Origin of the sequence: Citrobacter sp. wls708 (assembly GCF_005281255.1) — a bacterium.
GTDB lineage: Bacteria > Pseudomonadota > Gammaproteobacteria > Enterobacterales > Enterobacteriaceae > Citrobacter > Citrobacter werkmanii.
Genome location: NZ_SZXE01000018.1, coordinates 130,829 through 142,227 on the forward strand (window position 1 = coordinate 130,829; position 11,399 = coordinate 142,227).

The window sequence follows — 11,399 nt, forward strand, 5'->3', positions numbered from 1 at the left end:
ATAGCAGCTAAAAAAATGATGAAATAGTCTATCACTTATACCCAATGAATTTCGAGTTACGTCAAGGCGGCAAGCGCACGAATCCCGATGAGCTTACTTTTAGTAAGTGATTCGGGTGAGTAAGTGCAGCCAACGAAGAGGTAACTTGAAAGGCGAAGGGTTAACTTAACTCACATCACCGCCTGGAATGACATGCTATAGGCGGATTGAGCAATAATAGAAATGAAAAAACCGAATCACTCTGGTAGCGGCCAGATCCGCATTATTGGCGGGCAATGGCGTGGCCGTAAACTCCCGGTTCCGGACAGCCCCGGCCTGCGCCCGACCACTGACCGCGTACGCGAAACCTTATTTAACTGGTTGGCCCCGGTAATGGTCGATGCACATTGCCTGGACTGCTTCGCCGGCAGCGGCGCGTTGGGGCTGGAAGCTCTCTCTCGCTATGCGGCAAATGCGACGCTTCTGGAGATGGATCGCGCGGTATCGCAGCAGTTGCAAAAGAATCTTGCTACGCTGAAGGCAAATCATGCCCGCGTCGTCAACACCAATACGCTGGCGTTTCTGGCCCAACCTGGTACGCCGCATAACGTGGTGTTCGTTGATCCGCCGTTTCGCAAAGGATTACTGGAAGAAACTTTAACGCTTCTGGAAACCCATGGTTGGCTGGCAGATGAAGCGTATATTTACGTTGAGAGCGAAGTCGAAAACGGCCTGCCGCCGGTTCCGGTAAACTGGTCGCTATACCGTGAAAAAGTGGCAGGACAGGTCGCCTACCGCCTGTATCAACGTGAAGCACAAGGAGAGCACGATGCTAATTAATCTGGGACGTCTGTTGATGCTCTGCGTCTGGGCATTTTTATTACTGAATATTTTCCAACCCTTCCCACGCCCGCTTAACATCTTCGTTAACGTCGCGCTGATCTTTATGGTGCTGATGCACGGCATGCAATTGGCGCTGCTAAAAAGCACCATGCCAAAAGATGGCCCGCAGATGACCAGCGGGGAGAAAATCCGCATTTTCCTGTTCGGCGTCTTTGAGCTGCTGGTCTGGCAGAAGAAGATTAAGGACCAGTTGAAGAAGTAACTGGGATGTTTTCGCCCGGCGGCGCGTTGCGAGCCGGGGCGACAAAATTTGTAGGCCGGATAAGGCGTAACCGCCATCCGGCATCAGTCAGATGAAACCTTAGCGTTCAGCCGTAAAATCAATAAAACGCGAACCTTTATAACTCAGCGTGCCCTTGTCTCCGACCGTTAGCGCATGGTACTGCCGGGCATCCAGGCGAAACGTCTGCTCCAGACCGCCGCTTTGCGGCTTAAAGCTGGCTTCATAGCGCATGCTGGTTCCTGCCGGGCTCACTTCCTGTTGACGGGATCGCCGATCGTTAAGTGGTTTTTCCCGCTTATTACTCACTACCACCTGCTTTTGCACCAGCGGTGCTGCATCGTTATCCGCTTTTTCACGCCGCTGCTGGACAAAGCGAAACGACGCGGCGACAACAATTAAGACAATGATAACAATGAAAAAAAGCGGCGGTTTGCTCATAGTATTAACCCATCAGAAAATGCGGAAATAAGCATACATTGCCTGTTATGGTGTTGTCATCTGGCAGTGTCGACCTCTACACTGAACAATAGAGCCGTAAGCACCCCGCTTACGAAAAAATAACGAATTCAAGGAACTAAGATGCTTTGGTCGTTTATCGCTGTCTGCCTTTCCGCATGGTTGTTCGTGGATGCTTCCTATCGTGGGCCCGCCTGGCAACGCTGGGTCTTTAAACCCCTCACTTTACTCCTGCTGGCGCTGCTGGCCTGGCAGGCGCCAATGTTTAACGCCATCAGCTATCTGGTGCTGGCAGGGCTGCTTGCCTCACTGCTGGGCGATGCGCTGACGCTGTTGCCGCGCCAACGTCTGCTCTACGCCGTGGGGGCGTTTTTCCTCTCGCACCTGCTGTATACCATCTACTTCGCCAGCCAAATGACGCTGTCGTTCTTCTGGCCTTTGCCATTGGTATTGGTGGTGCTGGGGGCGTTGCTGATCGCCATCATCTGGACACGGCTGGAAGAGCTGCGTTTAGCCATCTGTACTTTTATCGGCATCACGCTGATGATGGTCTGGATGGCGGGCGAACTGTGGTTCTTCCGTCCCACTGGCCCCGCGCTGTCGGCATTCCTCGGTGCCTCATTATTGTTCATCGGCAATTTTGTCTGGCTGGGTAGCCATTATCGCCGCCGCTTCCGCGCCGATAACGCCATTGCCGCCGCCTGCTACTTCGCCGGACATTTCCTGATTGTTCGTTCGTTGTATCTCTAATATCGCTTGACTCTGGAGTCGACTCCAGAGTGTATCCTTCGGTTAATACGAAATGATTATTAACCGGAGGATGCCATGTCGACGCCCGATGCCCCTGGCAAAAAAGCCCCACAATTTTCTTCTTTCAAGCCAGCGCCAGCCCCAAAAAAGGCGGACGACTGCTGCTGCGAAGGAAGTTGCTCCACCCCAACCACCGTATCCGAAAGCGTAATGGGCACCCGTTATTCCTGGAAAGTGGCAGGAATGGACTGTGCCGCCTGCGCCCGAAAAGTGGAAAATGCGGTCCGCCAGGTGAGCGGCGTCAACCAGGTCCAGGTGCTGTTCGCCACCGAAAAACTGGTCGTCGACGCGGGTTCTGATATCCGTCAGCAAGTTGAAAGCGCGGTACAAAAGGCAGGTTATACCCTACGCGATGAACAAGCGCCGGAAGCCGCCCCCGAATCACGCCTGAAAGAGAACCTGCCGCTGATTTCGCTGATAATCATGATGGCGATTAGCTGGGGGCTGGAGCAGTTCAATCATCCTTTCGGTCAGATAGCGTTTATCGCCACCACGCTGGTGGGCTTGTATCCCATTGCCCGCCAGGCCCTGCGTCTGATGAAAACCGGCAGCTACTTCGCCATTGAAATGTTGATGAGCGTGGCCGCGATTGGCGCACTGTTTATCGGCGCGACGGCGGAAGCCGCCATGGTGCTACTGCTGTTTTTAATTGGCGAGCGCCTGGAAGGGTGGGCCGCCAGCCGCGCCCGCAAAGGTGTTAGCGCATTGATGGCACTCAAGCCAGAAACCGCCACGCGCCTGCGTAATGGCGAACGCGAAGAGGTCGCAATCAATACGCTCCGGCCTGGCGATGTTATTGAAGTTGCCGCCGGTGGACGTTTACCCGCCGACGGTAAGCTGGTCTCCGGTTTTGCCAGCTTTGATGAAAGCGCCCTGACCGGCGAATCGATCCCGGTTGAACGCGCCACCGGCGAGAAAGTCCCGGCGGGGGCTACCAGCGTGGATCGTCTGGTTACGCTGGAAGTGCTTTCCGAGCCGGGCGCCAGCGCTATCGATCGCATTCTGAAGCTGATTGAAGAAGCGGAAGAACGCCGCGCCCCCATTGAGCGCTTTATTGACCGTTTCAGCCGAATTTATACCCCCGCTATTATGGCGGTTGCGCTGCTGGTTACCCTCGTCCCGCCGCTGCTGTTTGCCGCCTCGTGGCAGGAGTGGATTTATAAAGGACTGACGCTGTTGCTGATTGGCTGCCCGTGCGCGCTGGTTATCTCAACCCCCGCAGCGATTACCTCTGGTCTTGCCGCCGCGGCGCGTCGTGGCGCGTTAATCAAAGGCGGCGCCGCGCTGGAACAGTTGGGCAGAGTCACGCAGGTGGCGTTTGATAAAACCGGCACCCTGACCATCGGTAAACCGCGCGTGACGGCGATTCATCCGGCAAGCGGTATAAATGAGGCTGAACTGCTGGCGCTGGCAGCGGCGGTAGAGCAAGGCGCGACGCACCCACTGGCGCAGGCGATTGTTCGGGAAGCGCAAACGCGCGAGCTGACTATTCCTGTCGCGAAAGAACAGCGGGCGCTGGTTGGTTCCGGAATAGAAGCGCTGGTCAACGGCGAGCGCGTGCTGATTTGCGCCGCCGGTAAGCAGCCTGCCGATGCCTTTGCCGGACAGATAAGCGAGCTGGAAAGCGCGGGCCAGACGGTGGTGCTGGTGCTACGTAACGATACCGTTCTCGGTGTACTGGGCCTACAGGATACGTTGCGCGACGACGCCCGCACTGCCATCAGCGAGCTCAATCAGATCGGCGTGAAAGGGGTGATCCTGACCGGTGATAACCCACGCGCGGCAGCAGCCATTGCCGGGGAGCTGGGTCTGGAATTCAAAGCGGGGTTATTGCCGGAGGATAAGGTGCGAGCCGTTACCTCTCTCAACCAACAGTCGCCGCTGGCAATGGTCGGCGACGGCATCAACGACGCCCCGGCGATGAAAGCGGCGACCATCGGCATTGCCATGGGTAGCGGAACCGACGTCGCCCTGGAAACCGCCGATGCCGCCCTGACCCACAACCGTCTGCGTGGCCTGGTGCAAATGATTCAACTGGCGCGCGCCACCCATGCCAATATTCGCCAGAACATTGCGATTGCGCTGGGTTTGAAGGGGATTTTCCTCGTCACCACGTTGCTCGGGATAACCGGACTGTGGCTGGCGGTGCTGGCTGATACGGGGGCGACGGTGCTGGTGACCGCGAACGCGTTGCGGTTGTTGCGTAAAGGATAATGAGTGTGCCGGATGCGGCGTTGCCTTATCCGGCCTACAGGTTACACCGTCTTTGTAGGCCGGATGGCGCTTCGCTTAATGACCTTTGCGCACTAAATAGCGGTACGGCAGCGAGTCGGTCTCTTTGGCTACCAGTTCATGCTCCATAAAGGTACAGAAGCCGGGAATGTCGCGGGTTGTCGCCGGATCGTCGGCGACAATCAGCAGCGTTTCACCCGCCTGCATACCGCGCACGGTTTTACGCACCATCATTACAGGTTCCGGGCAGCGTAGTCCCTGGGCATCAAGCGTATGGTCGGGAGAGGTAAACAGATCGCTCATCGTAGTCTCATTCATGCAAAAACGGCGTTATTTTACGCTCTGTTGTGGCGTAAGCCAATCAGGTTAACGATTGCGTGAAAAACAACCATTGCAATGTGCTCTTAAAGCAGTATCATGCGACGGTTTTTTATTGGGTTCCCTCACCCCATCCAACAAAAAGGTCACAATATGACTCCGTTTACACAATCTCAGCGCGTAAAAGCGTTGTTTTGGCTATCGCTATTTCATCTGCTGGTGATCACCTCCAGCAACTATCTGGTACAGCTACCGATCTCCATTTTTGGTTTCCATACCACATGGGGCGCTTTTAGCTTTCCGTTTATTTTCCTCGCGACCGACCTGACCGTGCGTATTTTTGGCGCGCCGTTGGCACGACGTATCATCTTTGCGGTGATGATCCCCGCGCTGCTGATCTCCTATGTTGTTTCATCACTGTTCTATATGGGATCGTGGCAGGGATTCGGCGCGCTGCTGCACTTTAACCTGTTTGTCGCCCGTATCGCCGCCGCCAGCTTTATGGCTTACGCGCTGGGACAAATTCTGGATGTGCATGTCTTTAACCGCCTGCGTCAGAGCCGTCGCTGGTGGCTGGCGCCGACGGCTTCCACGCTGTTTGGCAACATCAGCGATACGTTGGCCTTTTTCTTTATCGCTTTCTGGCGCAGCCCGGATGCCTTTATGGCCGAGCACTGGATGGAAATCGCGCTGGTAGACTACTGCTTCAAAGTACTGATCAGCATTATTTTCTTCCTGCCGATGTACGGCGTGCTGCTGAATATGTTACTGAAAAGGTTGGCAGATAAATCTGAAATATCTGCATTGCAGACGAGTTAAAGGTTCATTTTCCGAGTTGTGATAAGATGGTCGAATGAGCCGTTATGGCCGTTTATCGAAAGGAAGAAGTCAATGCGCAATCTGGTTAAATATGTCGGTATTGGCCTGCTGGTTATGGGGCTTGCGGCCTGTGATAATAGCGATACAAAAGCGCCAGCAGAAGGTGCTGCCGCAGAGAGTAGCGCCACCGGACAACCGGTCAGCCTGCTGGACGGCAAACTCAGTTTTTCCCTGCCAGCGGATATGACCGATCAGAGCGGCAAGCTGGGTACCCAGGCAAACAATATGCACGTATATTCTGACGCAACCGGCCAGAAAGCGGTGATTGTGATTGTCGGCGACAATACCAACGAAGATCTTGCCGTACTGGCAAAACGTCTGGAAGATCAGCAGCGTAGCCGCGACCCGCAGTTGCAGGTCGTCACCAATAAATCTATTGAGCTGAAAGGCCACACGCTGCAACAGTTAGACAGCATCATCTCGGCCAAAGGCCAGACCGCTTACTCTTCCGTGGTGCTGGGTAAAGTGGACAACCAACTGCTGACGCTGCAAATTACGCTGCCGGCTGACGATCAGCAAAAAGCGCAAACGACCGCAGAAAACATCATTAACACGCTGGTTATCCAGTAACGGTTAAGACGATGACTCGGCCTCCGGTGACGCCACCTGAGGCCGTTTTTTTAGCCGCCAGGTTAGCAGTAGCGCCACCGCCACCAGCCCGGCCGCCGCCAGGTAGATAACCGGTACGCCCGCCCACGTCATGACCAGCCCGGCCAGCGGCCCGGTAACGCCCAGCGATAAATCCATAAACACCGTATAGGTCGCCAGCGCGGCGCCCTGATTTTGCTGCGGGACGGCTTTTACCGCCACCACGCCCAGCGCCGGGAACACCAACGAGAACCCGGCACCTGCCAGCAGAACGCCGATTTTCGCCATCCACGGCATGGAGGCCATGCCCACCAGCAGCAGTCCAACAATCTCGACGCTAAAGCAGATCATCGCGACATTGAGCCCACCTAACCGGTTGATACCATTTGGGAATAACAAGCGAGTACCCACAAATGTACAGCTAAAAAGCGTCAGCGCAAAAGCTGCGCCGTCCCAGCCTTTAGCATCATAAAACAGCGTGATAAAGGTGGCGATCACACCAAATCCGGCGGAGGCCAGCGCCAGCGCCATCCCGTACAACCAAACGCGCCCGAGCACAGCGCGAAACGGTAACGGCTTGCCTTTGCTGGCCTTCACCGCCGGTCGAGGGAGCGCCAAAAGTATCGCCAGCAGCGCCACGCCCATCACGGTCAGCGCCAGTCCCTGTAAGCCACCCCAGGCGTAACACAATACGCCCAGCGGAGCGCCTATCGCCATCGCGCCATAGGTCACGATGCCGTTCCACGAAATCACCCGTCCGATATGCATTGAGCCAACAACCCCTACGCCCCATAGCGTAGAGCCGGTACCGGCAAAGCTTTGCCCGATGCCCAGAATCACCCGCCCGATGCATAACAGCAACAAACTTACCAGCGGCCAACCTTGGGTTGAGCCTGCCAGCAGGTAACCCAGGCCACTTAAAAAGCAGCCGCACAGTCCGAATACCACGATTTTTTTCGGCCCCAGCAGATCGGCATAGCGACCGGCATGAGGGCGGCTCAGCAGCGTGGCGAAATATTGCAGGCTGATGACCAGTCCCGCCCAGAAGGCGCTAAATCCCATCACATCATGGACATAGCCGGGCAATACCGCGAGCGGCAGGCCGATGGTCAGATAGCTGGCGAAGTTAAACATCACCACCGAAACAATGCGCAGATTAAGGCGCAAACCGCTTAACGTCGGTTCAGCGACGGGTTCGGGCATGGAAGGTCACCACATTTTCACAACAGTGTTTCATTTCTACCATGTTGCAGACCATAAATCAGCAGCCAGTTTAGGAATAACAGACGCAAGCCAACCGCTACACTTAATGCAAAAACGCAAACAGGAAGAAAACATGACAACCGCTCAGCCCGATAAAACGGGTATGCATATTCTGCTCAAACTGGCCGCTTTGGTGGTGATCCTCGCGGGCATCCATGCCGCGGCGGATATCATTGTGCAACTGTTGCTGGCGCTCTTTTTTGCCATCGTATTGAACCCGCTGGTCACCTGGTTTATTCGCCGGGGGGTGCGTCGCCCGGTAGCCATTACGTTAGTGGTCGTGGTAATGCTGATTGTTCTTACGGCGCTGGTTGGCGTGCTGGCATCGTCGATCACTGAGTTCATGGCCATGCTGCCAAAATACAATAAGGAACTGACGCGCAAAGTTCTGTATCTGCAAGAAATGGTCCCCTTTCTGAACCTGCATATGTCCCCGGAGCGCATGTTGCAGCGTATGGACTCCGACAAACTGATGACCTTCACCACCACGCTAATGACGAGTCTTTCCGGCGCCATGGCCAGCGTCGTCCTGTTGGTAATGACGGTCGTCTTTATGCTGTTTGAAGTGCGCCATGTTCCTTATAAGCTGCGCTTCGCGTTAAACAATCCGCAGATTCATATTGCGGGGCTGCATCGGGCGCTGAAGGGCGTTTCACACTATCTGGCGCTGAAAACGTTGCTCAGCTTATGGACCGGCGCCATTGTCTGGCTGGGGCTGGCGCTGATGGGGATTCAGTTTGCTCTGATGTGGGGCGTGCTGGCATTCCTGCTAAACTACGTGCCCAACATTGGCTCGGTCATTTCCGCCGTCCCGCCCATGATTCAGGCGCTGCTGTTCAACGGCATTTACGAATGCGTGCTGGTTGGCGCGCTGTTTCTGGTCGTGCATATGGTGATTGGTAATATTCTCGAACCCCGTATGATGGGGCACCGCCTGGGATTATCGACGCTGATCGTCTTTCTCTCCCTGTTGGTATGGGGATGGCTGCTCGGCCCGGTCGGCATGTTACTCTCCGTGCCGTTAACCAGCGTGTGTAAAATCTGGATGGAAACCACCAAAGGCGGCAGCAAACTGGCAATTTTGCTCGGACCTGGCAGGCCCAAAAGTCGATTACCGGGATAAACTTGCAAATGGCACGTGAAGAATGATACACAACCCCATTATTACTAAAGGTTAGTCCTGATATGTATCAGCTCGTTCTTGGGAAAGTTTCTGTTTTAAGCGCTGGCGAACTGCCTGCCGCAATGAAAGAGCAAGCGCCGCAAGGTGCTCGCCGGGCACGCTGGCTGGCAGGCCGTGTGCTGCTTTCCCATGCCCTTTCGCCATTGCCGGACATTGTCTACGGCGAGCAAGGAAAACCCGCTTTTCCCGCTGATACGCCGCTGTGGTTCAATCTCAGCCATAGCGGCGATGACATCATCCTGCTGCTCAGCGACGAAGGGGAAGTCGGCTGCGATATTGAAGTTATTCGCCCCCGCGATAACTGGCAGTCGCTGGCAAATACGGTATTCAGTCTTGGGGAACATGCTGAAGTTGAAGCCGAACGCCCGGAGCAACAGCTGGCGGCGTTCTGGCGCATCTGGACGCGCAAAGAAGCCATAGTAAAACAGCGTGGCGGCAGCGCCTGGCAAATCGTCAGCGTCGATAGCACCGCGCTGACCTCCTCACTCTCCGTCAGCCAGTGCCAGATCGATACCCTGAGCCTGGCGGTGTGCACCCCCACGCCATTTACCCTGACCGCCGACGCCGTGCAGCGTCTGGAAGCCTTAGCGTAAATTTTCCGGGAAGTTTTTCGGCAACTCACTCGCCGCGCAGGCAATCACGTCGTCATTATCTGCCCCGCAGTCGCGCACGAAGGTGATGGTCGCGAACTCATCAATCACCTCGGTTGGATACGCCGGACCCGCATCGCGATACGACATCATCAGCGGAATATGATCATTCTGGAAGCACACCGTTTTTTCCGGATTGTTGATCACCCAGCGCGGGAAAAAGATGGTGCCGTGAAAGAGTTTGTCGCCCAGGTTTACGATCAGGCTGACGTCGGTCCCGGTCGGTTCGGTCCAGGAAATTTTATAAACACTCGCCCCTACCCGCACAATATACGCCCGCTGATCTTTCACCCAACGATTACCCACAATACCGCTGTGAATGCGGTAATCCAGCGTGGTCTCATTTTTTACGTAGATCTCGTAATTCCAGCCATTATCGTAGGTATAGACCAGATGTTTGCCGACAAATCCGCTCAAATCATGTTTATCAAAAGCGCTCATATTCGTTCTCCTCTTACTTGATGCGAGGATCTTAACGCTTCAAAAATTGGATTAATAACGCTATGTTTACATCATATTCATTCAATTTTTAGATGAGTTATGCACAAAACAACCCTTGAGCAATGGGCCCTGTTGGAGAAAGTGGTGGAACTGGGCAGCTTTGCGAAAGCCGCGGAAGAGACCAACCGTAGCCAGTCATCGGTAAGCTACAATCTGGCGCTATTACAGGAGCGACTCGGCGTGACGCTGCTGACGCCGGAAGGCCGCAGGGCGGTGTTGACCCCGGCGGGCGAGCTGTTGCTAGCTCAGGTCAAACCGTTACTGAAGGCCTTTTTATGGGTGGAGACCCGGGCAGCAACGCTGCAAAACGGCACACGAACACGGCTGGATTTGCTGGTCGATAGCATCTTCCCACGCAGACGCCTGTTCGCAATCCTCAAACAGTTTCAGCAGGCGTGGCCGCAAACGCAGGTGCGGCTGACCGAGGTACTGGAAAATGCAGACGACAGGCTGGCAGCGCATGCCGATGCGGACGTAATGGTCCTGACCCGGCGTCAGGATGTGACCGGGCGTGGTGAATGGCTGATGAACATTGACTTCGTGGCCGTTGCCCATCGCGATCACCCGCTCTGCACGCTGGATGCGCCGTTGGATGAAGACGCATTACGCGCGTGGCCACTGATTCGCATTGCCGATCGCGACAACCCGCAGCAACCGGTTCGCGATGCCTGGACCTTCTCTACCATTGATGCCGCGATTGATGCAGTGATGTATCAGGTCGGTTACGGCTGGCTGCCTGAGGAGCGTATTCAGACGCAACTGGCCCAGGGGCTTTTACGTCCGCTGCCGTTAAGCCATGGCGCTCGCCGCGCCACGCCTCTGCATCTGATCGTTAAAGATACTCTCGCGCCGCTGGATGAGCAGGTGAGCACGCTACTGCGTTTATTGCGGGAGCATTAACCTTTTCCCCAGAGGCCGAACGTGTGTTACAAAATATGCTAATTCCCGCATTCTCTGTGCGTCAACGCGCCACATGAAAGGTTAATTGCAGATGCAACGAGTCACCATTACCCTCGATGACGATTTACTGGAAACGCTCGACGGCCTGAGCCAGCGCCGTGGCTACAACAACCGTTCCGAAGCGATCCGCGATATTCTGCGCGGGGCGCTGGCGCAAGAAACCACCCAGGAGCACGGCACCCAGGGCTTCGCGGTACTCTCGTATGTTTATGAGCATGAGAAGCGCGACCTGGCGAGCCGTATTGTTTCCACCCAGCACCACCACCATGATTTATCGGTCGCCACATTACATGTGCATATCAACCATGACGACTGCCTGGAAATCGCCGTGCTGAAAGGCGACATGGGCGATGTACAGCATTTTGCCGATGACGTCATTTCCCAGCGCGGCGTACGCCACGGTCATTTGCAGTGCCTGCCGAAAGAAGAGTGATTGCCTGTTTCGTTGCCGGAT

Annotated in this window: 14 protein-coding genes; 10 read left to right on the top strand and 4 right to left on the bottom strand. The window is 55.4% G+C overall.

Annotated elements, in window-relative coordinates; all coding sequences use genetic code 11:
• Positions 1–222 precede the first annotated feature (222 nt).
• Both rsmD and FDW97_RS13910 read left to right on the top strand, forming a co-directional pair.
• Positions 223–819 (top strand): 16S rRNA (guanine(966)-N(2))-methyltransferase, encoded by a 597-nt coding sequence (rsmD, locus tag FDW97_RS13905; RefSeq protein ID WP_038635007.1) that lies wholly within the window; start codon positions 223–225, stop codon positions 817–819.
• A complete protein-coding gene (locus FDW97_RS13910) occupies positions 809–1,084 on the top strand; it encodes a DUF1145 family protein (RefSeq protein ID WP_042311836.1) in 276 nt (91 codons plus the stop codon). The genes rsmD and FDW97_RS13910 overlap by 11 nt, the downstream gene beginning before the upstream one ends.
• A 99-nt stretch (positions 1,085–1,183) precedes the next feature.
• Here FDW97_RS13910 and FDW97_RS13915 read toward each other — a convergent pair whose 3' ends face one another.
• A complete protein-coding gene (locus tag FDW97_RS13915) occupies positions 1,184–1,543 on the bottom strand; it encodes a DUF2500 domain-containing protein (protein WP_038635012.1) in 360 nt (119 codons plus the stop codon).
• Between the two features lie 141 nt (positions 1,544–1,684).
• Between FDW97_RS13915 and FDW97_RS13920 the strand changes: the two genes are divergently transcribed.
• Complete coding sequence (locus FDW97_RS13920) at positions 1,685–2,311, top strand: lysoplasmalogenase (protein ID WP_038635015.1); 627 nt, start codon at positions 1,685–1,687, stop codon at positions 2,309–2,311.
• Positions 2,312–2,386: 75 nt separating this feature from the next.
• Positions 2,387–4,585, top strand: coding sequence for a Zn(II)/Cd(II)/Pb(II) translocating P-type ATPase ZntA (zntA, locus tag FDW97_RS13925; protein ID WP_137351186.1), 2,199 nt, complete (start codon positions 2,387–2,389; stop codon positions 4,583–4,585).
• Between the two features lie 75 nt (positions 4,586–4,660).
• On the opposite strand, the gene tusA is transcribed toward zntA, so the two are convergent.
• Complete coding sequence (gene tusA, locus FDW97_RS13930) at positions 4,661–4,906, bottom strand: sulfurtransferase TusA (RefSeq protein ID WP_038635021.1); 246 nt, start codon at positions 4,904–4,906, stop codon at positions 4,661–4,663.
• Between the two features lie 168 nt (positions 4,907–5,074).
• Between tusA and FDW97_RS13935 the strand changes: the two genes are divergently transcribed.
• Both FDW97_RS13935 and FDW97_RS13940 read left to right on the top strand, forming a co-directional pair.
• Complete coding sequence (locus FDW97_RS13935) at positions 5,075–5,740, top strand: 7-cyano-7-deazaguanine/7-aminomethyl-7-deazaguanine transporter (protein ID WP_038635023.1); 666 nt, start codon at positions 5,075–5,077, stop codon at positions 5,738–5,740.
• 72 nt (positions 5,741–5,812) lie between these two features.
• On the top strand, positions 5,813–6,370 hold the full coding sequence (locus FDW97_RS13940) for a DcrB family lipoprotein (protein ID WP_016154847.1): 558 nt from the start codon (positions 5,813–5,815) through the stop codon (positions 6,368–6,370).
• 3 nt (positions 6,371–6,373) lie between these two features.
• Here FDW97_RS13940 and FDW97_RS13945 read toward each other — a convergent pair whose 3' ends face one another.
• Positions 6,374–7,591 carry an MFS transporter gene (locus FDW97_RS13945; protein WP_087856265.1) on the bottom strand — a complete coding sequence of 406 codons (1,218 nt, stop codon included), beginning with the start codon at positions 7,589–7,591 and terminating at the stop codon, positions 6,374–6,376.
• A 133-nt stretch (positions 7,592–7,724) separates the two neighbouring features.
• Between FDW97_RS13945 and FDW97_RS13950 the strand changes: the two genes are divergently transcribed.
• Positions 7,725–8,774, top strand: coding sequence for an AI-2E family transporter (locus tag FDW97_RS13950; protein ID WP_032940622.1), 1,050 nt, complete (start codon positions 7,725–7,727; stop codon positions 8,772–8,774).
• 62 nt (positions 8,775–8,836) lie between these two features.
• Positions 8,837–9,427, top strand: coding sequence for a 4'-phosphopantetheinyl transferase AcpT (acpT, locus tag FDW97_RS13955; RefSeq protein WP_137351187.1), 591 nt, complete (start codon positions 8,837–8,839; stop codon positions 9,425–9,427).
• Here the strand turns inward: acpT and FDW97_RS13960 are convergent.
• Positions 9,419–9,925 carry a phenolic acid decarboxylase gene (locus FDW97_RS13960; protein ID WP_038635035.1) on the bottom strand — a complete coding sequence of 169 codons (507 nt, stop codon included), beginning with the start codon at positions 9,923–9,925 and terminating at the stop codon, positions 9,419–9,421. The genes acpT and FDW97_RS13960 overlap by 9 nt on opposite strands.
• 99 nt (positions 9,926–10,024) lie before the next feature.
• On the opposite strand from FDW97_RS13960, the gene FDW97_RS13965 reads away from it, so the two are divergent.
• Positions 10,025–10,885, top strand: a complete 861-nt coding sequence (locus FDW97_RS13965; RefSeq protein ID WP_137351188.1) for a LysR family transcriptional regulator — start codon at positions 10,025–10,027, stop codon at positions 10,883–10,885.
• A 91-nt stretch (positions 10,886–10,976) separates the two neighbouring features.
• Positions 10,977–11,378 (top strand): nickel-responsive transcriptional regulator NikR, encoded by a 402-nt coding sequence (gene nikR / locus FDW97_RS13970; protein ID WP_006687486.1) that lies wholly within the window; start codon positions 10,977–10,979, stop codon positions 11,376–11,378.
• The last annotated feature ends 21 nt before the right edge of the window (positions 11,379–11,399 follow it).

What these genes read in the sequence shown, in the direction of transcription:
- acpT (WP_137351187.1), top strand. Translation starts at nt 8,837, where the DNA reads ATGTATCAGCTCGTTCTTGGGAAAGTTTCTGTTTTAAGCGCTGGCGAA.
- tusA (WP_038635021.1), bottom strand. Translation starts at nt 4,906, where the DNA reads ATGAGCGATCTGTTTACCTCTCCCGACCATACGCTTGATGCCCAGGGA.
- FDW97_RS13940 (WP_016154847.1), top strand. Translation starts at nt 5,813, where the DNA reads ATGCGCAATCTGGTTAAATATGTCGGTATTGGCCTGCTGGTTATGGGG.
- FDW97_RS13915 (WP_038635012.1), bottom strand. Translation starts at nt 1,543, where the DNA reads ATGAGCAAACCGCCGCTTTTTTTCATTGTTATCATTGTCTTAATTGTT.
- FDW97_RS13960 (WP_038635035.1), bottom strand. Translation starts at nt 9,925, where the DNA reads ATGAGCGCTTTTGATAAACATGATTTGAGCGGATTTGTCGGCAAACAT.
- FDW97_RS13920 (WP_038635015.1), top strand. Translation starts at nt 1,685, where the DNA reads ATGCTTTGGTCGTTTATCGCTGTCTGCCTTTCCGCATGGTTGTTCGTG.
- FDW97_RS13910 (WP_042311836.1), top strand. Translation starts at nt 809, where the DNA reads ATGCTAATTAATCTGGGACGTCTGTTGATGCTCTGCGTCTGGGCATTT.
- FDW97_RS13950 (WP_032940622.1), top strand. Translation starts at nt 7,725, where the DNA reads ATGACAACCGCTCAGCCCGATAAAACGGGTATGCATATTCTGCTCAAA.
- zntA (WP_137351186.1), top strand. Translation starts at nt 2,387, where the DNA reads ATGTCGACGCCCGATGCCCCTGGCAAAAAAGCCCCACAATTTTCTTCT.
- FDW97_RS13935 (WP_038635023.1), top strand. Translation starts at nt 5,075, where the DNA reads ATGACTCCGTTTACACAATCTCAGCGCGTAAAAGCGTTGTTTTGGCTA.
- FDW97_RS13965 (WP_137351188.1), top strand. Translation starts at nt 10,025, where the DNA reads ATGCACAAAACAACCCTTGAGCAATGGGCCCTGTTGGAGAAAGTGGTG.
- nikR (WP_006687486.1), top strand. Translation starts at nt 10,977, where the DNA reads ATGCAACGAGTCACCATTACCCTCGATGACGATTTACTGGAAACGCTC.
- FDW97_RS13945 (WP_087856265.1), bottom strand. Translation starts at nt 7,591, where the DNA reads ATGCCCGAACCCGTCGCTGAACCGACGTTAAGCGGTTTGCGCCTTAAT.
- rsmD (WP_038635007.1), top strand. Translation starts at nt 223, where the DNA reads ATGAAAAAACCGAATCACTCTGGTAGCGGCCAGATCCGCATTATTGGC.